Annotated in this window: 20 protein-coding genes; 6 read left to right on the plus strand and 14 right to left on the minus strand. The window is 65.6% G+C overall.

The window, feature by feature from the left end:
- Positions 1-987 carry an SIMPL domain-containing protein gene (locus tag ACKTTN_RS01540; protein WP_407908113.1) on the minus strand — a complete coding sequence of 329 codons (987 nt, stop codon included), beginning with the start codon at positions 985-987 and terminating at the stop codon, positions 1-3.
- A gap of 170 nt (positions 988-1,157) precedes the next feature.
- Here ACKTTN_RS01540 and ACKTTN_RS01545 point away from each other — a divergent pair, with 170 nt between their 5' ends.
- The gene (locus tag ACKTTN_RS01545; protein WP_407908114.1) at positions 1,158-3,407 is read left to right on the plus strand and encodes an FdhF/YdeP family oxidoreductase; all 2,250 of its coding nucleotides are present in this window, start codon (positions 1,158-1,160) and stop codon (positions 3,405-3,407) included.
- The gene (gene fdhD / locus ACKTTN_RS01550; protein ID WP_407908115.1) at positions 3,404-4,195 is read left to right on the plus strand and encodes a formate dehydrogenase accessory sulfurtransferase FdhD; all 792 of its coding nucleotides are present in this window, start codon (positions 3,404-3,406) and stop codon (positions 4,193-4,195) included. Before ACKTTN_RS01545 ends, fdhD begins: the two co-directional genes overlap by 4 nt.
- Before the next feature lie 30 nt (positions 4,196-4,225).
- Here the strand turns inward: fdhD and ACKTTN_RS01555 are convergent, their stop codons facing one another.
- The 8 genes from ACKTTN_RS01555 to ACKTTN_RS01590 form a co-directional block, all read right to left on the minus strand.
- A complete protein-coding gene (locus ACKTTN_RS01555; protein ID WP_407908116.1) occupies positions 4,226-5,569 on the minus strand; it encodes a sensor histidine kinase in 1,344 nt (447 codons plus the stop codon).
- A gap of 3 nt (positions 5,570-5,572) precedes the next feature.
- Positions 5,573-6,247 carry a winged helix-turn-helix domain-containing protein gene (locus ACKTTN_RS01560; RefSeq protein WP_407908117.1) on the minus strand — a complete coding sequence of 225 codons (675 nt, stop codon included), beginning with the start codon at positions 6,245-6,247 and terminating at the stop codon, positions 5,573-5,575.
- 100 nt (positions 6,248-6,347) lie between these two features.
- Positions 6,348-6,605 (minus strand): hypothetical protein, encoded by a 258-nt coding sequence (locus ACKTTN_RS01565; RefSeq protein WP_407908118.1) that lies wholly within the window; start codon positions 6,603-6,605, stop codon positions 6,348-6,350.
- A gap of 172 nt (positions 6,606-6,777) precedes the next feature.
- Positions 6,778-6,987 carry a hypothetical protein gene (locus ACKTTN_RS01570; protein ID WP_407908119.1) on the minus strand — a complete coding sequence of 70 codons (210 nt, stop codon included), beginning with the start codon at positions 6,985-6,987 and terminating at the stop codon, positions 6,778-6,780.
- Positions 6,988-7,286: 299 nt separating this feature from the next.
- Entirely contained in the window at positions 7,287-8,417 is a 1,131-nt protein-coding gene (locus ACKTTN_RS01575) for a low temperature requirement protein A (RefSeq protein WP_407908120.1), read from the minus strand.
- Between the two features lie 240 nt (positions 8,418-8,657).
- Complete coding sequence (locus tag ACKTTN_RS01580) at positions 8,658-9,251, minus strand: DUF938 domain-containing protein (protein WP_407908121.1); 594 nt, start codon at positions 9,249-9,251, stop codon at positions 8,658-8,660.
- Positions 9,252-9,435: 184 nt separating this feature from the next.
- Positions 9,436-12,027: an EAL domain-containing protein gene (locus ACKTTN_RS01585; protein WP_407908122.1), complete on the minus strand. Its 2,592-nt coding sequence runs from the start codon at positions 12,025-12,027 to the stop codon at positions 9,436-9,438.
- Between the two features lie 149 nt (positions 12,028-12,176).
- The gene (locus ACKTTN_RS01590) at positions 12,177-13,589 is read right to left on the minus strand and encodes an aminotransferase-like domain-containing protein (RefSeq protein WP_407908123.1); all 1,413 of its coding nucleotides are present in this window, start codon (positions 13,587-13,589) and stop codon (positions 12,177-12,179) included.
- A gap of 129 nt (positions 13,590-13,718) precedes the next feature.
- Between ACKTTN_RS01590 and ACKTTN_RS01595 the strand changes: the two genes are divergently transcribed.
- Both ACKTTN_RS01595 and ACKTTN_RS01600 read left to right on the plus strand, forming a co-directional pair.
- A complete protein-coding gene (locus tag ACKTTN_RS01595; protein ID WP_407908124.1) occupies positions 13,719-14,081 on the plus strand; it encodes a hypothetical protein in 363 nt (120 codons plus the stop codon).
- Complete coding sequence (locus ACKTTN_RS01600; protein ID WP_407908125.1) at positions 14,078-14,332, plus strand: twin transmembrane helix small protein; 255 nt, start codon at positions 14,078-14,080, stop codon at positions 14,330-14,332. The genes ACKTTN_RS01595 and ACKTTN_RS01600 overlap by 4 nt, the downstream gene beginning before the upstream one ends.
- A gap of 291 nt (positions 14,333-14,623) precedes the next feature.
- Here the strand turns inward: ACKTTN_RS01600 and ACKTTN_RS01605 are convergent, their stop codons facing one another.
- Together ACKTTN_RS01605 and ACKTTN_RS01610 are read right to left on the minus strand one after the other, a co-directional pair.
- Complete coding sequence (locus ACKTTN_RS01605) at positions 14,624-15,160, minus strand: DsbA family protein (RefSeq protein ID WP_407908126.1); 537 nt, start codon at positions 15,158-15,160, stop codon at positions 14,624-14,626.
- Between the two features lie 2 nt (positions 15,161-15,162).
- Complete coding sequence (locus tag ACKTTN_RS01610; protein WP_407908127.1) at positions 15,163-15,639, minus strand: redoxin domain-containing protein; 477 nt, start codon at positions 15,637-15,639, stop codon at positions 15,163-15,165.
- A 590-nt stretch (positions 15,640-16,229) separates the two neighbouring features.
- Here ACKTTN_RS01610 and ACKTTN_RS01615 point away from each other — a divergent pair.
- Positions 16,230-16,685, plus strand: a complete 456-nt coding sequence (locus tag ACKTTN_RS01615) for an RDD family protein (protein WP_407908128.1) — start codon at positions 16,230-16,232, stop codon at positions 16,683-16,685.
- Positions 16,686-16,815: 130 nt separating this feature from the next.
- On the opposite strand, the gene trpE is transcribed toward ACKTTN_RS01615, so the two are convergent.
- Positions 16,816-18,222 carry an anthranilate synthase component I gene (gene trpE, locus ACKTTN_RS01620; RefSeq protein WP_407908692.1) on the minus strand — a complete coding sequence of 469 codons (1,407 nt, stop codon included), beginning with the start codon at positions 18,220-18,222 and terminating at the stop codon, positions 16,816-16,818.
- A 326-nt stretch (positions 18,223-18,548) separates the two neighbouring features.
- Here trpE and ACKTTN_RS01625 point away from each other — a divergent pair, with 326 nt between their 5' ends.
- Entirely contained in the window at positions 18,549-19,406 is an 858-nt protein-coding gene (locus tag ACKTTN_RS01625) for a CPBP family intramembrane glutamic endopeptidase (protein WP_407908129.1), read from the plus strand.
- 128 nt (positions 19,407-19,534) lie between these two features.
- Here the strand turns inward: ACKTTN_RS01625 and rpe are convergent, their stop codons facing one another.
- Positions 19,535-20,212 (minus strand): ribulose-phosphate 3-epimerase, encoded by a 678-nt coding sequence (gene rpe / locus ACKTTN_RS01630; protein WP_407908130.1) that lies wholly within the window; start codon positions 20,210-20,212, stop codon positions 19,535-19,537.
- Between the two features lie 14 nt (positions 20,213-20,226).
- Positions 20,227-20,568: a J domain-containing protein gene (locus tag ACKTTN_RS01635; protein WP_407908131.1), complete on the minus strand. Its 342-nt coding sequence runs from the start codon at positions 20,566-20,568 to the stop codon at positions 20,227-20,229.
- Positions 20,569-20,634 lie beyond the last annotated feature (66 nt).

Below are 20,634 nucleotides of genomic sequence, written 5' to 3' on the forward strand. Positions count from 1 at the left end.
TCAATCCGCCAGCAGGAAGACCGCGTAGATGCGGTCGGTGTAGGTGACGTAGCCGGCTTGGAGCGACATGCGGCTGTTGGGGCTTGCAACGCGTGAACCAGTGACCTCGACCCGGTCGAGCTGTTCGCGTTCTCGGTTCCATTCGTACAGTGCCGGCCAGTCGCCTTCATTCACGCCGTAGTCGAACTGCGGCGCCACGTCGGAAACGCTGTAGATCGAGGCAATCTTCGCGCCATACGCCTTCGCGATCGTGTCGGCCTTTTCCTTCGTCGATGCGATTGCTCCGGCGCGAAGCGCCGCCCGCATTTTCGCTTCCGATGACAGTTCGGTGCGTACGTCGGACACCGACAGTTCCTGCGACGTGCGCAAGCCGGAGAGAAATGACTCGAGCGCCTCTTTGCGGTCGAACGTCGCGGTCAGCGAACGGCGAACTCGCGTGCCGACGAACATCTGGCTCCGCGTCTTGTCGTCGTACCGCGTCTCGGGCGCGATGGACAATGCGGTCGCCACGATGTCGCCATCTTCCAGGCCGGACTTTCGCAACTTCGCCACCACGCTGGCCAATCCGTCCTCGACTCGCTGGCGTGCGGCGCCCGCATCGACATCGATCGCGCTGAAGTTGACGTCGATCTTGAAACGATCCGGCACCGCTCGCGCCTGCGCATCGCCGTAGACGAGGATGTGGCGCGTCGGTGGCAGCGCGTTGACCTGCGCGTGCACAACCGTGGCCATGAGCAGCAGGGCGAACGTGGCGAACAATCGGCGCATCGATCTCTCCTTGGGTCGCGGGGTGGTCGCGGCGCGAGCCGCGGCAGGAAACGATCGGACAGCCACGGCGTGGCCGACTGCCTTGCGGCGGTCGGTTGCGAGGAGGCTGAACAGGGTTGGATCAGGACGTGGGGCAGACGGCACGCGCGGGTTCCTCGGATGGCGACGGGGCGGGGCGGACGATGGCGCGGGGCCACCATCGCCAACCGGCGTCGGCATGCGGGAACGGAACGGGCGCGGTGCGGTGCATGGGCCTACTGTAGCGGCTCGGGCCGGACGGCGCGACCGCATGGCCGTCGCGTCACGTCGACCGCACCCCGACGGCGCGCAGGATGTCGGCGTGCCGTCCCGCGGTGCTTAAATCACCGTCCGCTCCCCCGCCATCGCCCATGACCGACCGCACCGTCAAACCGTATACGCGCCCTGCTGGCGGCTGGGATTCGCTGCGCCGCTCATGGCAGGCATTGCGCGACGAGGGGATCGTCGCCGGCGGCACGCGTGCGCTGCTGCGCACCAACCAGGACCACGGCTTCGACTGCCCCGGTTGCGCATGGCCGGACCGCAATCCGAATTCGACGTTCGAGTTCTGCGAGAACGGGGTCAAGGCGGTGGCCGCCGAAGCGACGGCGCATCGCGTGACGCGCGAGTTGTTCGCGCAGCACACGGTCACCGAGTTGGCGGCGCAGACCGACCACTGGCTGGAAGCGCAGGGCAGGCTGACCGAGCCCATGCGGTATGACGCGGCGAGCGATCGCTATGTGCCCATCGACTGGGACGCCGCGTTCGCGTTGGTCGCACGGCATCTCAACGCACTCGCGAGCCCCGACGAAGCACTGTTCTACACGTCGGGCCGCACATCGAACGAAGCGGCGTTCCTCTACCAACTGTTCGTTCGCGAGTTCGGCACCAACAACCTGCCCGACTGCTCCAACCTGTGCCACGAGGCGTCGGGCGTCGCATTGACCGAGCAGATCGGCAGCGGCAAGGGATCGGTGACGCTCGAGGACTTCGAGCACGCGGATGCCATCTTCATCTTCGGGCAGAACCCCGGAACCAATCACCCGCGCATGCTCGGCGAGTTGCGTGCGGCGGCGAAGCGCGGCTGTCGCATCGTCGTGTTCAACCCCCTGCGCGAGCGCGGGCTGGAGCGCTTCGCGCATCCGCAGAGCCCGACCGAGATGCTCACCGGCGGCAGCACGAAGATCGCGACCGACTACTACACGCCCCGCATCGGCGGTGATCTCGCAGCGCTCACCGGCATCGCGAAGGCGCTGCTGGAACGCGGCACGCTGGATACCGCGTTCATCGACGCGTACACGATCGGCTTCGAAGCCTTTGCCGCGCATCTCGCCGCGCAGGACTGGATCGCCATCGAGACGCAGTCGGGGCTGACGCGCGCACAGCTCGAGGAAGCGGCGGCGATCTACGACGCCAGCCCGGCGACCATCTTCTGCTGGGGCATGGGCATCACCCAGCACCGGCGCAGCGTGGCGACGATTCAGATGCTGATGGCGCTGTTGCTGCTCAAAGGCAATGTCGGCCGACCCGGCGCCGGCCCGTGCCCGGTGCGCGGGCACTCCAACGTGCAGGGCGACCGCACGATGGGCATCTACGAAAAACCGTCGGACGCGTTCCTGGACGCGATCGCCGCGGAGTTCGGCTTCGCGCCGCCGCGTGCGCCCGGGCACGACGTCGTGTCCGGCATCGAAGCCATGCTCGATGGTCGGGCGACGGTGCTGTTCGCGATGGGCGGCAACTTCGCCGCCGCGACGCCCGATACCCAACGCACGGCGCGCGCGCTGCGCAATTGCGCGCTCACCGTGCACGTGTCGACCAAACTCAATCGATCGCATCTGGTGCACGGCGACGATGCATTGATCCTGCCGTGCCTGGGGCGCAGTGAGATCGACGAACAGGCGGACGGACGGCAGGCGGTCAGCGTCGAGGATTCGATGAGCATGGTGCATCTGTCGTCGGGCATGAAAACGCCGGCGTCGCAGCACCTGTTGTCGGAGCCGGCGATCGTCGCGCGACTGGCCACGGCGACCCTGCCGACGAGTCGCGTGCCGTGGATGGAGCTGGTCTCGCACTACGACCGCATCCGCGAACGCATCGAGCGCGTGGTGCCGGGCTTCGAAGGTTTCAACCAGCGCGTGCGACATCCCGGCGGTTTCCACCTGCAGCATCCGGCACGCGATCGCGTGTTCCCGACCACGACCGGGCGTGCGGGCTTCTTCGTGCATCCGTTGCAGGACGACGCGAACGTCGCGCCGTTCAAGCTGATGACGGTGCGCTCGCACGACCAGTACAACACCACGATCTATGGCCTGGATGACCGCTACCGCGGTGTGCTCGGCTTGCGCCGCGTGTGTTTCATCAATGCGGCCGACCTCGCGCGCAACGGCTGGAGCGACGGGCAACTCGTCGATATCACGTCCGTATGGCACGACGGCGAGCGGACGGTGCACGGTTTCACGCTGGTCGAGTACGACATTCCGGACGGCTGCCTAGCCAGCTATTTCCCCGAGACGAATCCGTTGGTGCCGCTCGACAGCGTGGCCGAACGCGCGGGCACGCCGACGTCGAAATCGATCGATGTGCGGCTCGCGCCGAGCGCCCCAGGCACTACCGCGTCGTGAACACCGCGGCTGGATTACGCACGCTGCGCGCGTTGCGCATCGACGCCGGCACGCGCCACGAGTTCGATGACCAAGCCGTCGTCGAAACACCGGTGGGCTTCGCCTACAACGGCATCGCGCATGCGGTGATGCTGGCCACGCCGACCGACCTCGAGGACTTCGCGCTGGGCTTTTCGCTGGGCGAAGGCATCATCGACGATGCGACGCAGCTGCAGATCGTCGAAGTGCGGCATGGCGTACAGGGGATCGCGCTGGAACTTGCGGTCCCCCAGGCGTGCTTCGATCGCCTCGCGTCGCGCAGCCGACAATTGGCGGGTGCAAGCGGATGCGGCCTGTGCGGACTCGAGTCCATCGAGCAGACGTTGCGGCCTGCGCCCACGGTTGGCGACGAACGACACGTTCGCGTCGGCGACATCGTCGACGGCATGCATCGCCTCGAGGCCGCCCAGCCGCTCAATCGCGGAAGCGGTGGCGTTCACGCCGCCGGCTGGATCGCCACTGGTTCGCTGTGCGTGCGCGAGGACGTCGGTCGTCACAATGCGCTCGACAAGTTGATCGGTGCGTTGGCGCGCGACCCGCGTCCGCACGGGTTTCTGGCGCTGAGTTCGCGTGCGTCGTACGAGCTCGTGCACAAGGCGGCGTGCGCGGGCATCGGCGTGGTCGCCGTGATCTCCGCGCCGACGACATTGGCGATCGCGCTGGCCGAACGTTGCAACGTCACGCTGGTGGCATTCGCACGCGGCGCGCAGATGAACGTGTATTCGCACGCCTGGCGACTGGACGACTGAGACCGCGCGTCGCAGAGCCCAACGGCTGACTCACTCAGCCAACGGCAGCGCCACGCGAACGCCGAGGCCCGGCCCGCGATCGACCAGCCGCACCTGCCCGCCATGCCGAACCACGATCGCGCGCACCAGGCTCAGCCCCAGCCCGATGCCCGGCGAGCCGCGATGCGTTTCCAGGCGCTGGAAACGGTCGAACACCCGCTCGCGTTCGGGCTCGGGAACACCCGGTCCCTCGTCGTCGACGGAGAGCAGCGCCATGCGGTCGTCACGCAGCAGGCCGATGCGCACGCGGCTGTTTTCCGGTGCGTACTTCAGCGCGTTGTCGAGCAGGTTGACGATGACCTGGAACAGCTGGTCGCGATCGCCGCGCACGAGGCACGACACCGCCTGCGACTCGAGATCCAGCCCACGCTCGAAGGCGCTCGGTGTGTAGAGCTCCGCGGCATCGGCGACGAGTTCGGCGAGGTCGAGCACCGGCTCATCGGCGACCGCCGGCTGCGCTTCGATGCGCGCCAGCCGCAGCAACGCGCCGAACGCCTGCAGCAGCTGGTCGGTTTCGACCAGCGCGGCGTCGAGCGCGCGGGTGCGTGCATCGTCGTCACGATGGCGCGCTTCCTCGAGCCGATTCCGGAGGCGCGTGAGCGGCGTGCGCAGGTCGTGCGCGATGTGGTCGGTGGCATGGCGCACACCGCCCAGCAGATCCTCAATGCGATCGAGCATCGCGTTGAAGCGTCGCGACAGGCGATCGAACGCGTCGTCGCTGCCGTCGACCGGCGCGCGCAGGCCGAGCTGTCCGTCGCCGACGCGCGCGGCGGTGTCGTCGAGGTCGCGCAGGCGGCGCGACACCCATCGCGACGTCAGCGCGCCGGTAAGCGCACCCAATGTCGCTGCGACCAGCGCGGCGGCGAGCGCGGTGCGCAGCATCAGCGCGAGGAAGCGATCCTGTGAGCGCGTGCGCTGGCCGGTGAGCAGCGTCCAGCCGTCGTTGAAGCGGTGCACGCGCGCGATCACGCGCACGCGGCCGGTGTCGTCGCGTTGCGCGAATTCGAGCCAGCCGCGCGGGTCGCGCGGCGCGGGCATGCGTGCGAGTGGACCGGCGATGCGGCGGCCCGCGGCGTCGAACAGGCCATACACCGCCGCGTCGTCGTCGGAGTCGACGCGATTGCGGACTTCGTCGATGAATTCCTTGCGACCATCGTCGCGCGCGATCTCGAGCAGGCCGGCTTCGTCGGCTCGCACGACGTCGCGCGTGTCCCCATCCAGCAGCGTGGACACGGTGAAACGCACGCCCACGCCGAGCACCACGAACGCAACGAGGAACGACAGCGTGACCGCGATGGCGAGCCGTGCGCTGGTCGATCGCAGCGAGACGATCACGCGTCAGGTACCGAGCCGGTAGCCCGCGCCGCGCACGGTGTGCAGCAGCGGTTTCGGAAAGCCCGCATCGATCTTCTGCCGCAACCGGCTGATGTGCACGTCGATGACGTTGGTCTGCGGATCGAAGTGGTAGTCCCACACGGCTTCGAGCAGCATCGTGCGGGTGACGACGCGTTCGGCCTGCTTCATCAGGTATTCGAGCAGGCGGAATTCGCGCGGCTGCAGTTCGATGCGTTTGTCGCCGCGACGTGCTTCGCGGCTCAGCAGGTCGAGTTCGAGATCGGCGACGCGCAACTTCGTCGGTTCGCTGCCGCCCGCGCCGCCGCGACGTGCGATGGAATCCAGTCGCGCACTCAGTTCCGAATACGCGAATGGCTTGACCAGATAGTCGTCGGCACCGGCGCGCAGGCCTTCGACGCGATGGTCGACGTCGCCGAGTGCCGTGAGCAGCAGCACCGGCACCTTGCTGCCCGCGCCGCGCACGGTCTTGAGCACGGTCAGCCCGTCGACGCCGGGCAACATGCGGTCGAGCACCAGCGCGTCGTAAGGCTCGGTGGTGGCCATGAACAGGCCGTCGCGACCGTTGTCGGCCTGGTCGACGGCGTGGCCGTCCTCGCGCAGGCCCTTGGCGATGAACGCGGCGGTGTGCGGATCGTCTTCGACGAGCAGGATGCGCATGAGCAGTACGACTTTGCGTCCGGTGAAAAAAGATACCCCGCCGGCGGGGACCGGCGGGGTATCGCGGACCCGGGGGTTTCGGGTCCGGGGGACGCCGTACTCAGCCCGTCTTCTTCTCGTCCTTCTTCGGGGCGGCCTTCTTCGCGTCCTTGGCGGCCGCGGTGGTCTTGGCCGGAGCGGCCTTGGTGGTCGCCTTGGCCGGCGCGGCCTTGGCCGTGGTCTTGGCCGGAGCAGCCTTGGCCGGCGCGGCGGCGGCGGTCTTCGGCGCTTCGGCCTTGGCCGGAGCCGGGGCGGCGGCGAACGCGGAACCGGTGAACGCGACGGCGGCGACAGCAAGCAGAGCGGTGCGGAAGTTCATGGTGGTGTCCTCACGACGAGTGATGGTGCGGAGTGCCGGCGGTGCGGTGCCGCCTTGGTGGACACGGTGCGCCGCGGCGGTTGGCCGGGCGATGGCCTGTGGATGAAAGTTCGGTAATGAAGCCGCGCAAGAAAAAACCCCGCCGAAGCGGGGCTTTTCCGGCATCGGGCGATCAGCCCTTGTTCGACGCCTCGGTCTTCTTCGCAGCGGCGTGGTGGTGGTGATGCTTCGCATGGTGCTTGGCGTGGTGCGTGCCTGACTTCATCGGCGCCGCCGGCGTGGCGGGCGTCGCCGGAGTGGCAGGGGTCGCCTGCGGGGCGGCGAACGCGGCGCCGGCGACGGTGGTCAGGGCAACGGTAAGCAGAGCGGTACGCAGCTTCATGGTGGGCTCCTGGAACTGGGTGGGATCGACCGGGCGGACCATCCGTCCGCCAACCCAAGGTGCCTCCGCGCGTTTGCGCGGGAGATGGCCCGTCCATGAATCTTTTTTAATGCGGACGCGCGGCTCGACTGCGCCTAGCCGACCGCAACGATTGAGAGTTGCGCGAGGTCTACTTTCGGTCGGCCCGACGGCGGTTGTGCTCAAGCAAAACGGGGCTTGGACCGTTGGCGCACTGGTTAACCATCTCTGGGACGTCAGCGGCGGCGACAACCGCATCTGACGAGATCGCAGCCAGCGGCTCAGGTCGGTGCGTGCCCGCCGCGCACGAGGTGGCGGTAGCGCAAGTTGAGCAGCACATAACAGATCATCGTCGCTGTCAGCCCCACCAGCATGCCGTCGAGCCCGAGCGGCAACATCAGCACCAGAGCCGTGAGGGCGAACACGGCCGCGGTGTTGGTCAGCAGGTAAGGCCGCAGCTCGGGCACCTCTATGTAGTAGCCGTACTGCTTGCCCATGAAGAACAGCACCGTGCCTGCGGCGGCCAGCTGGCGGAAGTCGCCCGGGTCGAGGTCGTCGAGGATCGCGTGCCGGATCAGCGAAGCCAGGATCGCGAGGCCGATGAACAGGAAGAAGTGCGAATAGAGGATCGAGTGCCCGGTCGCCAGCTTGCGATGTTCCAGCAGGTGGAAGCTGTCGTAGTAGATCCACCAGATGGCCGATACCATGACGAAGCCGCTGACGGCAGCGATGACGCTGGACCGGTCCCAAGCGATGCCCGCCAGCGCCGCGGAGATACCGATCACCGATTCGCCGAGCATGATGATGGTAAGCAGGCCGACGCGCTCGATCAGGTGCGGCGTGTGCGCCGGTACGACATGCAGCCGCCGGTTCAGCAGCACCAGGGCCGCCATGTCGAACACAATCCCGGCTTGGAAGATCAGGTAGCTCCACGGCGGCTCCAGCAGGACCGAGGAAAAGCTGATCACCGCGCCGACGGCGAATACGCTGCCCACCGTTGTCGCGATCCCACCCCGGTCGTGGTGCTTACGCTTGGAGGCGAAATACATCCCGGCGATGATCAGCCGTGCCCCGCAGTAGCACGCCACGGCCAGCGCGTAATGGCCTTGCACGCCGGCCGAGAACAGCGCGGAGATCACGATCAGCAGGAACATGATCAGCAGTGTCGACAGGCGATGCTGGCGGCTGTCGGTGTCGAAGCGATTGGCGTAGATGGTGTGGCCTGCCCAGATCCACCAAAGCGGCAGGAACATCAGCACGAAGTACAGGAACTGCTGCGCCGTGACGTGGCGTTCGTGCGCTTCGCTCAGGAGTTCGCTGACATCGGTCAGGGCGACGACGAAGATCAGGTCGAAGAACAGCTCCAGCCAGGTCGCGCGCCGGTGCGCATCGAAATACTTGAGTTCCTTCATGCGGCCACCGTAGCTCGTCGGGCACAGTCATCGTGGCATACGCCGGCGTGCATAAGGTCTGCCTGACAATTCTCCCAAGCCGGCGCCGCTTCGCGACCGGCTCAACTCACACGTTCAGCCGAACGTCCGCTTCGGGTCGGAAGCGGACGTCGGCATGCCACAGGCAGCGGCGCTATAAGAGAGCGGACGGCTAGAGGCGATCCCCCGAACATCTGGGCCGAAACCAGCGTTGGAAAGACATCAGGCGCGCTGCCAGACAAGGCAGCGGTTGTTCGCCGGCATTGCCACGTCGTCGACAAGCCGCAGACCAGCGTTCCCCGCAAGGATCCGCACCGACTCAACATCTCGGATCCCTGAGCGCGGATCACGCGCTTTTAGCCAAGCATCGAAGTCGCGGTTACTTGGGCTCGTGTAGATGCCGTCTTCGTTGAAGGGGCCGTACACGACGAGCACACCCCCATCGCCGAGTACGCGTCCGACGCCGTCGAAGAACTTCTCGACGCCTGGCCAGTCGACGATGTGCAGCGTGTTAGCGCTGAACACAGCGTCGTACGGCCCGGTCGGCCAATGCCCCAATACATCGAGCGGGATCGGCGTGGGCGTATTGGAAAGTTTCGCCTCGTCCAACCATTGCCGGATACCAGGCAACTGCGAAGGGAGATCGGCGCATTGCCACGACAACCATGGCATCGCGGCAGCGAAATGCACGGCATGTTGGCCGGTGCCGCTGCCGACCTCGAGCACGCTGCGGCGGTCTATGAAGCGGGTACGCAGCACATCGAGGATTGGATCGCGATTGCGCTCGCAGGCGGGCGCGAAAGGCTTGGTCGTCATGTTGCCAGCATGCCGCAGGCCCCGTGTGCGGCGAGTACGCCAATGTCCGCTTTCGGCCAAGAACGGACCGCCGTCATCAATTCAGCGTCACGCGACCGGGCGATTCATGATCAGCAGTTCTCCAGTCGGCTGCTTCGGGCCAGGTTGGTGGCCGACGGGATACGAGATTCGCGAACGTCGACGGTCAATCGGTAGTGCTTGCCCGGGCGAAACCCGACAGCACCTGCGACGCAAAGGCTTCGGCATCCATCGGCCTGCCGAGCAGAAACCCTTGGAGGGTGTCGCAACCCAGCAGCTGCAGCGCGCGGTCCTCGTCCTCGGTCTCAACGCCTTCGGCGGTCACTTGCATGCCTAACGCATGCGCAAGCTCGATGATCGCGTTGCAGATCGACAACGCATGCGGGTTCCGCGTCAGACCGCTGACAAAGCTGCGATCGATCTTGATCGCGTCGACTGGAAGCTTCGCGAGGTAGTTGAGAGAGGAATAGCCGGTTCCAAAATCGTCTATGTCGATTCTGCAGCCCAGTTGGCGTAGCGCTTCCAGCGTCGAAATATTCCGGTTGATGTCGTCCATCAGGACGCTTTCGGTCACCTCGATGTCCAACGGCCGACTACTGGCATAAGGCTCCAGCAGGCGTGTCGCTTCCTCGAGAAAATCCTTGTGTCGCAGTTCGCGCGCCGACACGTTGACGGCGATCGGTATGCCAGGCGAGTACGTGCGTCGCCAATGCAGCGAGGTTCGGAGAGCCTGCGCCATGACCCAGGCCCCGACCGGCACGATCAATCCAGTCTCTTCCAGGGCGGCAATGAAATGCAGCGGGGAGATCATGCCCTCGCGCGGATGACGCCAGCGCAGCAGCGCCTCGGCACCTGCAAGTCGTCGGGTTCTTGCGTCGAACTTGGGCTGGTAGTGCAGCTCGAATTGCTCGTGCTCCAGGGCTTGCCGCAGGTCGCGCTCCAAATCCACGGCGCGGGCAATCCGCACTCGGAGCGCCTTGTCGAACTCTGCGAGGCGCTGATCGCCCTTGATCGCAGACGACAAGGCGGAATTGGCATCACGTTCAAGCTCTTCAGGGCTTCCCGCAGCTCCGGCCGCGATGCCCGCCCGGAGGGTGATGTGAATCAGCTCCTCGCCAACGATCAAGCCGCGCTTTTCCAGATCTTCGAGGCGCACATCAAGTTTGGCTGCCTCCGCCTGAAGGCCTTGCTCCTGCTGCCAGGTCAGAAGAAACGAACCTTCAACGTGGGCGGTGAATCCACCCACGGCGTCGAGGCTCCTGCCCACCCGCGAGACAAGCTCATCCGTGAAAGCCCGACCACGTGCGCTGGCAATGCTTCCCAGGCGAGCGATCTTGACCGCCGCGATGAAGATGGGCGTGTCCGCGGCATGGCCACCAAGATGATCGAGGAATGCATGCCGATTTGGCAGGCCCGACACTGGATGATGAAGCGCGAGAAACCTCAACTGCTCGCGCTTGGCAAGAAATTCCAGGGCGAAGTCGATTTCATCGGCCAACCGGCGCAGCAATCCGATCTCGTCGATGTCGTAATCGAGCTGCTTGTCCGAATACAGGCTCAACAATCCCCAAGGTCTTTCGCCGAGGGGTAACGAGACCTGCGAGCGGATGCCCTGCGCGATCATGTCCTTGGCAACGCCCGATTGCAGGTCACGGTCGGTGTAATCGAAGACCGCTACGGCCCTGCAATGTTCGAAAGCGATCGCGCTTGGCGGGCCTTCCTCACGCGCCTTCGAGTGCGAATAGATGAGCGGGCCGCGAGCAACCGACTCCAGCAACTCGTCCGGGCCGCTGCGTGCGACGACCGTAAACGCGGTGCTGTCGCCGACGCGCTCTGCCACCACGGCCGCCTTGAAGCCTGCCTCGCCCACGGCCGCATCGCAGGCACCGTTCAGAAGTTCATCGCGGCTACTTGCTCTGAGCGCAATGTTGCTGATTGCGCTCAAGACGGCATGGATCCGATTGAGACGCTCGATCTTCTGGATGTTCTTGAGCTTTTCAGTCAGGTCCGGGCTCACGCCCCGATAGCCCGATACCTTTCCGTGTTCGTCGTAGATCGCGACGCCCGTGCTCTCGAGTGTTTTCCAGTACTTGTCGCGATGCAGCCACTGGAGGCGCCAGTTGCTGAAGGTGCCCCCGGCAGCGGCGATCCTCGGGAACTCCGTCTCGACTTCCTTACGGCTTTCCTCGCCGAGGAATTCCGGCACATAGACGCCAAGCAGGAACGCGGGGTCATACCCGAGGATGCCTTTGACCGCCTGATTGGAATACGTCAGTTTGATGTTCCGGTCGATCTCCCAGACCCAGTCCTTGCTCGTCTCGGCCAACGCCCGGAAGCGTTCCTTGCTTGTCGAAAGCTCGTTCTGCAGAGCTTCGATGTGTCTGCGCCGTTCGGCTTCGGTTCGGACGGCGCGTTCAATCGTCCACGGCAAACGCACGAGGTTCTGTTGCGCAACGTAGTCCGCGACCCCCTCGTCCAACGCGTGTATCGCGTCTTCTACGTCAGCCGACCGGCCAATCACGACCAAAGGCACGCCCGCGCAAAGCTCCGCGACAAGTTCCATCGCACGCTTGCGCTCCATGACCGGCGCGACATCGTCGAACAGTACGGCGACCGGATTTGCACCGCCTAGTTGCTGCCGTATTTCGCGTTCGCTGCCCGCGCTCAGCAGCCGGAATTGTTGCGGTGCGCTACGCAGCGCATTCGAGATCGCGGTCGTCGACTCGGCATTCGCGACGATAAGAATGTCCGCGGACATGTGCGACGCACTCCCCGGCCGTATCAGTGCTCAGTGGGAGAGTGCGCCTCGTCCGTTAACGCTTCGTTATTGGCGCTTGCGCGAGCGCGGCCCGGGAAGCGCGCGCCGCTCCAAGCGTGGCGAACACGGTTAGGACGTCATCGGCCTGCTCAGCCACGACGCGCCAGACGACCTACCTGCCTGATGCCCTCCAACGCGCGCTTGTTGAGCGGATGGCCAAAATTCACGCGAACAAAGTTCTTGAATCCGCCCGAGGCGGAGAACATCGGCCCCGGCGCCAGGCTGACGCCGAAGGCCATCGCGGCCTGACGCAGGTCGAGCGCATCCGTAGCTTCCGGTAGCTCGACCCAAAGGAAATAGCCTCCGCATGGGCGGCTGACCCGTGTCCCGGCGGGAAAGGCCTGCGCGATCGCTTCGGTGTACTCGTCGCGCTGCGCTTCCAGCGTTGCCCGAAGCTGGCGCAGATGCCGTTCGTAGCTCCCGCGTTCGAGATACCGGGCCAAGGCCAATTGCACCGGGATCGACGTGGCGAGGGACAGCGTGAGCTTGTGCTGCGCGATACGCGCTCCGAAGCGCCCGGGCGTCACCCAGCCAACGCGATATCCGGGCGCGAGCGTCTTCGAGAACGAGCTGCAGTGGAGCACCCATCCGTCGGTGTCGAACGCCTTGGTGACGGCAGGTCGCCGGCTACCGAAGTAGAGCTCGTTGTAAACGTCGTCCTCGATCAGCGGCACCTGGTACCTGGTGACCAGCTCGACGAGCGCGCGCTTCTTGTCGTCCGACATGGCGCTTCCGAGCGGGTTCTGAAAGTTCGTCATCACCCAGCATGCCTTCGGCTGGTGGCGCTCGAATGCCAGTTCCAGGGCTGCGAGGTCGATGCCTTCGCGCGGATCCGTCGCGACTTCGATCGCGTGCAGGCCCAAGCGCTCCAGCGCCTGCAGGCATACGTAGAAGCACGGCGACTCGACGATTACGGCGTCGCCCGGGTTGCACACGGCCGACAGGCACAGATTTAGCGCCTCCATCGCGCCGTTCGTGACGACGATTTCGTCCGGTCCCACCCGGACCCCATCGAGCATGTAGCGCAGTGCGATCTGCCGTCGAAGCTCGAGGCTCCCCGGCGTGAGGTCGTCGACCGTGCTCCACGGGTCCATGTGCGTCGCCGAGTTCGCCAGGACGCGGCCGAGTTTCTCCAGCGGGAACAACAATGGGCTGGGAAAGGCCGATCCCAGTGGCACCACGTCCCGGGTCATGGCCGAGCGCAGGATGTCGAACACCATCGCGCTGATCTCGACCGGTCGCGCCTCGCTATCCGGCGTGGACGCGGTCTCCGGCTGGGCTGGCAGCCGCTTGGGCTTGTCGACGACGTAGTAGCCGGAGCGCGGTCGGGACTGGATCAGCCCCTGCGCCTCGAGCAGGTAGTAGGCCTCGAAGACGGTCGCCGGGCTGACGTGCCGGGTGGCGCTCATCTCGCGCACCGACGTCAGCCGCGCGCCGGACTTCAGCAGTCCGTTGTGGATCGACGCCGCAATGTCGGCCGCCAATGCTTCGTAGCGCTTCATTCGAGGCTCGCACTCAGGCCATCCAAAACCCGGACTGATCCGGTTTTTTTCAGTAAATCTGCCACTGAAAAAACTGATCCGGTCGGACTAGCCTAGCACCTGCCAAAACGGTGCTTCGAAGGCCAAGCCATGAACGCTGACGTCCAGCTCAATCTCGCGCTGATCCTGTTCCTGCCCTGGTACTCGATCCTCGCCGGCCTGTACTGGTTCTACCCCCGGCAGCCGCGCACGCTGACCCGCTGGTCGTTCGACGTGGCAGCGCTGACGGCCACCACGCTGCTGTCGGCCGCGAGCATGCAGTGGGGCTACCTGCACGCCGATGTCTCGGCCGGGCCGATGTGGAAGCAGATCCTCGCGACGTCCGTCTGCTACGGCGTATTCCTCGCCGCCATGACCGCAGCGTTCTATCTGCGCCGGGCCTGGATCATTCGGCCCTATGACAGGCGATCGCAGAACGACATCACGCCTAACCTTCCGCAGGTGAACTCATGAAAACGCTTCTGGTCGTCGGCTTCCTTGGCCTGATCATCTACAACCTCGGTGCAGGCCTGTATTACATGCTGACCGACAAGGGCAGCAGCAAACGCACGGTCAATGCACTGACCAAGCGCATCGTGTTGTCGGTCGTGCTGATCCTTCTCGTTTGCGCGGGTATCTCGACGGGCTACATCAAGCCGCATGGTGTGGGGTCGAACCCGTCCGGCGCGCTGACTACGCCTCCGGTACATGCAACGACGGTTTGAACGGGAGCCGTCCAGACGGATGGGCCGTGACAGCGGACGGAACCCGTCCATCCATTTCTGCCGATGACGTCCGCCCACGGTCCGCAGCGGCGACCAGAACCGGCGCTGCAATCGAATGCGAGCACGTTGCTGAGATGCAAGGCCAGCATCCCGCGTAGCGTGCGCAACTACCTGGCGGTGGACGAAACCACTCTCCCGCGAGAGTGGTCGGCATCACGGCGGACGTCGCGATTTTCGCGGCTTGCCTGGCAGTCCGGGATGATCGTCGTCACTTGCGGCGAAGCACCCCGCTCACCTCGTCAGGGCCAGCATTGCATCGTCGATGCTGGCGGCGAGATCGGTGAACGAGTGATCGGCGTCGTGGCGGACACCATTGACGAAGAACGCGGGCGTGCCATTGACTCCACTGCGTACGCCGCCCAGAAAATCGGCTTGCACCTTCTGCGCATGCAACCCCGAAGCCAGCGCGTCCTGAAATTCCAGGGGTGACAGCTCGAGCGCGCTGACCAGCGTCAACAGCAACTCGGGACTGAGACGCGGCTGGTTGACGAAGATGGCCTCATGCACATCCCAGAAACGACCGTGACTGCCAGCGAATTCGGCCGTCTCGGCCGCCATGCGCGCCATCGGGTGTACCTCGGTCAACGGAAAATGCCGGAATACGAGACAAACCGTGCTGCCGTAGTGCATCAGGATTTGTTTGACCGGCAGTTGGGCGGCGGCGCAGTGGGGACATTGATAGTCGCCATACTCGACCAACGTCACCGGCGCCGTGGATGCACCAAGGATGTGATCGGAACTCGTCACCGGAACTTTGAGGACGGCCATCGTCATTCTCCCGGCTTCGGCATCGCGTCGAGCGCGTCAAGAATTCCATCTGCGCCCGGGTTCACTGCGATCGGCGAGCAGTAACTCCAAACGATTGTCTGCTTCTCGTCGATCACGAACAGGGCACGTTCGCAAACGCCTTCCGACGCCCGGTAGGCGCCATAGGCACGCGCCATCTCGCCCTTTGGCTCGAAATCCGCGAGCAGCGGAAAATGCAGGTTCCTGGCCTGCGCGAATGCCTGATGGCACCACGCACCGTCGACCGAGATGCCAAAGATCTCGGCACCCCGACTGCGGAATTCCGGAAGCACCTGGTTGTACAGCGCCATCTGGTCGCCGCAGACCGGACTCCAGTCCGCGGGGTAGAAAGCAAGCACGATGCGTTTGCCACGCATCTCGTCCAGCGAGAGCCACTGGTCGGGAGTCACGTGGAGCTTGAAATCTGGCGCCTGGACGCCGGGGCCAAGAATCGTCGACATGTCGTGTCCTCAAGAGGTGCCGGAGCCATTGCGGCGGGCTGATCCTCATCGCGCCGTTTCCTCAGCCGAAATACCAAGGCCAGCAGTGCGACACCGAACACGGACGACTATGCGCCCGCCCGCCCGCGGCCGAGGTGACGGCTTGCCGACGTCGAGCATGCAAGGCGTACCAACAACCGGCCAAGCACTCGGACAGCAATCAGCGGCGCTGCCGACAGCAGAACGCCGTTGCCACCGACAGTACGACGCCCGCGACGATCGGACACTGCCGCGAACTTTTCAGCTTGATCGCAGCGGCTGGTAGCACCACGCCGGAGACGGCCACGATGAAAAGAAGAACAGCACTGACAAGCCCGACCACAGCGTAACTGGCCGAATGACCCCTTTCGGCCAGAAGCGGACCCGGCCACTTCGCCGCGCAAGACGCCGGCATCCAGGCCCAGGAGGGACCAAGATTCCGTACCGCGACGTGTAGGTACAGCAGTGTCTTCCAACTGGCCTGCAATGCCTCGCGATGGCAAGCTTTCAGCGCCGTAGGGGTACGGCCTGCTCGACGCACCAGCGCGTCGACCGACCATTCAGGGGAAACGATGGAATTGCAGAATCCGTACAGCGCCGGCGACGCCGCCATCGCTGCCGCGCCGCGCGCGCAATACACAGGAGAGATGGCAGGCAAGGGGCGACGCTTCCTGACCATGCTGGTCGACAACATCCTCTACTACGCAGCCTGCGTCGCAGCGGTGATCGTCGTGATGACCTTTGCCGGCGCAGACGCGATCAACGGCGCGCGCGTCTACGCCGTCACCCTCCCGATGTTCGTCCTCTACTACAGCGGATTCGAAGCGCTGTTCGGCCGCACGCCGGGCAAGTTCATCTGCGGCACGCGCGTGGTCACCGAGCATGGCGCGGCGCCTTCGTTCGGTCAGGCTCTGGGTCGAACGATTTCGCGGATGATTCCGTTCGAGCCGTTCTCGGTGCTCTTCTCCGAAGAAGGCCGCGGCTGGCACGACTCGATCGCGAAGACGAAGGTCATCCGCGCGGGCTGAGCACGTCGGAGGCGCCTTTCGAACACTTCTCCAGAAGCAGCGCGGCATCGACAGACTGCAATGACTGTCCCGGGTCGGAAACGGACATCAGCCGATCATGGACCGCGACGCGGCGCACGGGCCGATTGCCTTACAGCCCCTTCGCCGCCTGTGCCACCGCGCGGAACAACGCGCGCCCCTTGCTCATCGTCTCTTCCCACTCGGCGGCGGGATCGGAGTCGTGGACGATGCCGGCGCCGGCCTGCACGTGCAGTCGGCCGTCCTGGATGACGGCGGTGCGGATCGCGATCGCGGTGTCGGCGTCGCCGTGCCAGCCGATGTAGCCGATGCTGCCGGCGTAGACGTTGCGCTTGATCGGTTCGAGTTCGCGGATGACTTCCAACGCGCGGATCTTCGGTGCGCCGCTCACGGTGCCGGCGGGGAACGTCGCGCGCAGGACGTCGGCGTAACTCAGGCCGTCCTTCAAACGCCCCGTGACTTCACTGACGATGTGCATGACGTGGCTGTAGCGTTCGATCACGAACTGCTCGCCGACTTCGACGGTACCCGCTTCGCTGACGCGACCGACATCGTTGCGGCCGAGGTCGATCAGCATCAGGTGCTCGGCGCGCTCCTTGGGATCGGCCAGCAGCTCAGCCTCGAGCGCGGTGTCTTCCTCGGGCGTCGCGCCACGGCGGCGCGTGCCGGCGATAGGGCGCACGGTGACGTTGCCGTCTTCTAGCCGAACGAGGATTTCGGGCGAACTGCCAACCACCTGCATGTCGCCGACGTCGAGGAAATACATGTACGGCGACGGGTTGAGCGCACGCAGTGCGCGGTAGACATCGACCGGCCGCGCGGTGAATGGCACCGACAGGCGCTGGCTCAGCACCACCTGGAAGATGTCGCCGGCGCGGATGTACTCCTTCGACTTCTCGACCGCGGCGATGAAGCCGTCGCGGGTGAAACCCGAGACGAAATCGCTTTCGTCGAGCGCCGCGGCATGCAGCGTTTCCGGATAGCCGGGGCCGCCCTGGCGCAGGCGATGCGTCAGCTCATCGAGACGCCGGTTCGCGCGCGCGAATGCATGCGGCTGCGACGGGTCGGCATGCACGATCAGGTACAGCCGGCCCTTGAGGTTGTCGAACACCGCGACTTCCTCGCTGAGCATCAGCAGGATGTCGGGCGTGCCGAGTTCGTCGTGCAATTGCGGCCGGGCGAAGCGCGGCTCGATGTACTGGATGCATTCGAAGCCGAACCAGCCGACCAGGCCACCGGTGAATTCCGGCAGGCCGTCGAGCTTGGGCACCGAGAACTGCGCGCGCAGCGCTTCGACTTCCGCGAACGGGTCGCCGACTTCGCGCGAGTCGATCAGTTCACCGTCTTCCGTAACGAACAACATGTTCCCGGCAAACGCATAAACGCGGCGCGCGGGCAGGCCGATGATCGAATAGCGACCGAACCGTTCGCCACCTTCCACCGACTCGAACAGGTAGGTATGCGGCCCGTCGGCGAGCTTGAGGTAGACCGACAGCGGCGTGTCGAGATCACTCGGCACTTCGCGCACGACGGGGATGCGGTTGTGGCCCTGTGCGGCCAGCTGCTGGAACGACTCGGACGATGTCACGCGGTGCTTCCTCGGAGAGACGACGGGTGCGATGGACGACGGTGGCTCAAGGCCACCATCGCCAACCCGTGGCGAGGACATGCAGGTGCGCGTGACGGTTCATGGGCGCGACTATAGCGGCTCGCCCTGCAACGCGCGATCCGCGGCCGGGTCAGGGCGATCCGCCATTGGTCAGGGTGCCGTGTGACCGCTGATCGCCGTGCAGCCCGGCGCCACACTGTTGAGGATCGCGCCGTTGGCGCACAGGGAGCGTGGCCTTGATCAATCCGCTGTTCGACCCGAAACACCGCCTGCGCAATGGATGGTGGGCGTTGCTGTTCTTCGTGGTACTCGCCGCATTTGTGATCCCGGCTCAGCTGTGGGCGACGCCGCGCGGCGCGCAGGTTCCGTTGCCGGCGCAGGCGTTGATGGCACTGTTCGCAACGGCCGCCTGCACTGCGATGCGACGCGAGCCGATGTCCGCAGTGTTCGGCCGCGCACGCGGCGTTCCGCGCAACGTCACGTACGGTGTGGTGGCGGGCTTCGCCCTGTGGTCGCTCACCGCGTCCATGCTGTGGATGACAGGCTGCGTCCGCTGGTCGGCGAATCCGGATGCCTTCGCCGTCATCGCACCCGCCCTGCTGGGTTGCGCGGCGACTGCCATCACCGAAGAACTGATTTTCCGCGGCTTCGTATTCCAACGCCTGGTCGACGGACTGGGCGCATGGCCGGCGCAACTGCTCATGGGCGCCTACTTCGTGCTCAACCACTGGAACAACCCGGGCATGACCGGCGTGACGCGCGTCATCGCCACCGTCGACATTTTCGCCGCGTCACTGCTGTTCGGCCTGGTTCGGTTGCGCACGCGCGGACTCGCGCTGCCGATCGCCCTGCATTTCGCGCTCAACGCGACGCAGGGCGTGCTGCTGGGCTTCGGCGTGAGTGGCAACGCATCGACGGGCTTGCTGACGCCGCACCTCGCCGGTCCGACGTGGTGGACCGGCGGTGCATTCGGGCTGGAAGCCAGCTTGCCGGGAACGGCCGTCATCATGCTGGCGACGATCGCGCTGGCGCGACGTCGCCACCGCCTCGTCGGAATGCAGACGCTCGACACCAGCCGCCTGCAACGCGCCTGAGCCGCGCGTGTCATCACGCTGTCACCGCCGACGCGGAGCATGGAAGGCCATTGCAGGGACGATCGCCGAGGCAGGATGCCTCCACTTCCCCGGCCGGTGCGTTCGCGCGCCGGCTTTTTCTTGGTCGGTCAGCGACGGCGCGCGTCGTCCACCGCGGACTTCATGCGTGTGATGACATCGGCGTAGTCCGGCGAGTTGAAGATCGCCGAGCCGGCGACGAACGTATCCGCACCCGCCGCGGCGATCTCGGCGATGTTGTCGGCCTTGACGCCACCGTCGATCTCCAGCCGCACGTGGCGGCCGCTCGCATCGATCATCGAACGCACGCGGCGCAGCTTGTCGAGCGCGGACGGAATGAAGGCCTGCCCGCCGAAGCCGGGGTTCACCGACATCAGCAGCACCATGTCGATGTCCGACAGCACGTAATCGAGCACGTCGACCGGCGTTGCCGGATTCAGCACGATCCCGGCCTGGCAGCCGAGCGACTTGATCAGCTGCACGGTGCGATGCACGTGCCGGCTCGCTTCCGGATGGAACGTGATCATCGACGCGCCGGCCTTGGCAAAGTCGGGGACGATGCGATCGACCGGCTCGACCATCAGGTGCACGTCGATCGGCGCGGTGACGCCGTGCTTGCGCAGCGCCTCGCAGACCAGCGGGCCGATGGTGAGGTTGGGTACGTAATGGTTGTCCATCACGTCGAAGTGCACCCAGTCGGCGCCCGCCTTCAGCACGTTGTCGACTTCCTCGCCGAGCTTCGCGAAGTTCGCGGACAGGATGGACGGGGCGATGACGGTCGATTGCATGGCGATCTCGGAGGTCAGCGACGCGGCTTGCGCAGCGCCTGGATGCGGTCGTAGGCGCCATTGATCTCGCGCGCCTTGGTCTCGGCGCGACGGCGCAGCTCGGGTGCGGCCGTGGCGAACTTGTCGGGGTGGTACTGCGACATCATCCGGCGATAGGCCTGGTCGATGTCGGCGTCGCTGGCGTCGTCCGGTACGCGGAGCACGCGGTAGGGGTCGTCGCGCAGGCGAAACCAGTCCGCGTCGAAGGCGTGGCCGATCAACAGGCCGAGCAGCGCGCCCAGCGGCGGTTCGGCGCGCAGCAGCGCGGCACCCGCGAAGAAGCCCAGCAATTTGCCGTACCACCGGGTCGTTCGCACGCGGCGGGCCCTGCCTGCAGGGTCGGGGATCGGGCCGGCAGTGTACCTGCAGCACGACGGCGGCCG

Origin of the sequence: Lysobacter claricitrinus, from assembly GCF_045866565.1 — a bacterium.
GTDB classification, from domain to species: Bacteria; Pseudomonadota; Gammaproteobacteria; order Xanthomonadales; family Xanthomonadaceae; genus Cognatilysobacter; species Cognatilysobacter claricitrinus.

What these genes read in the sequence shown, in the direction of transcription:
- ACKTTN_RS01540 (WP_407908113.1), bottom strand. Translation starts at nt 987, where the DNA reads ATGCCGACGCCGGTTGGCGATGGTGGCCCCGCGCCATCGTCCGCCCCG.
- ACKTTN_RS01545 (WP_407908114.1), top strand. Translation starts at nt 1,158, where the DNA reads ATGACCGACCGCACCGTCAAACCGTATACGCGCCCTGCTGGCGGCTGG.
- ACKTTN_RS01560 (WP_407908117.1), bottom strand. Translation starts at nt 6,247, where the DNA reads ATGCGCATCCTGCTCGTCGAAGACGATCCGCACACCGCCGCGTTCATC.
- ACKTTN_RS01565 (WP_407908118.1), bottom strand. Translation starts at nt 6,605, where the DNA reads ATGAACTTCCGCACCGCTCTGCTTGCTGTCGCCGCCGTCGCGTTCACC.
- ACKTTN_RS01570 (WP_407908119.1), bottom strand. Translation starts at nt 6,987, where the DNA reads ATGAAGCTGCGTACCGCTCTGCTTACCGTTGCCCTGACCACCGTCGCC.
- ACKTTN_RS01575 (WP_407908120.1), bottom strand. Translation starts at nt 8,417, where the DNA reads ATGAAGGAACTCAAGTATTTCGATGCGCACCGGCGCGCGACCTGGCTG.
- ACKTTN_RS01580 (WP_407908121.1), bottom strand. Translation starts at nt 9,251, where the DNA reads ATGACGACCAAGCCTTTCGCGCCCGCCTGCGAGCGCAATCGCGATCCA.
- ACKTTN_RS01585 (WP_407908122.1), bottom strand. Translation starts at nt 12,027, where the DNA reads ATGTCCGCGGACATTCTTATCGTCGCGAATGCCGAGTCGACGACCGCG.
- ACKTTN_RS01590 (WP_407908123.1), bottom strand. Translation starts at nt 13,589, where the DNA reads ATGAAGCGCTACGAAGCATTGGCGGCCGACATTGCGGCGTCGATCCAC.
- ACKTTN_RS01595 (WP_407908124.1), top strand. Translation starts at nt 13,719, where the DNA reads ATGAACGCTGACGTCCAGCTCAATCTCGCGCTGATCCTGTTCCTGCCC.
- ACKTTN_RS01600 (WP_407908125.1), top strand. Translation starts at nt 14,078, where the DNA reads ATGAAAACGCTTCTGGTCGTCGGCTTCCTTGGCCTGATCATCTACAAC.
- ACKTTN_RS01605 (WP_407908126.1), bottom strand. Translation starts at nt 15,160, where the DNA reads ATGGCCGTCCTCAAAGTTCCGGTGACGAGTTCCGATCACATCCTTGGT.
- ACKTTN_RS01610 (WP_407908127.1), bottom strand. Translation starts at nt 15,639, where the DNA reads ATGTCGACGATTCTTGGCCCCGGCGTCCAGGCGCCAGATTTCAAGCTC.
- ACKTTN_RS01615 (WP_407908128.1), top strand. Translation starts at nt 16,230, where the DNA reads ATGGAATTGCAGAATCCGTACAGCGCCGGCGACGCCGCCATCGCTGCC.
- rpe (WP_407908130.1), bottom strand. Translation starts at nt 20,212, where the DNA reads ATGCAATCGACCGTCATCGCCCCGTCCATCCTGTCCGCGAACTTCGCG.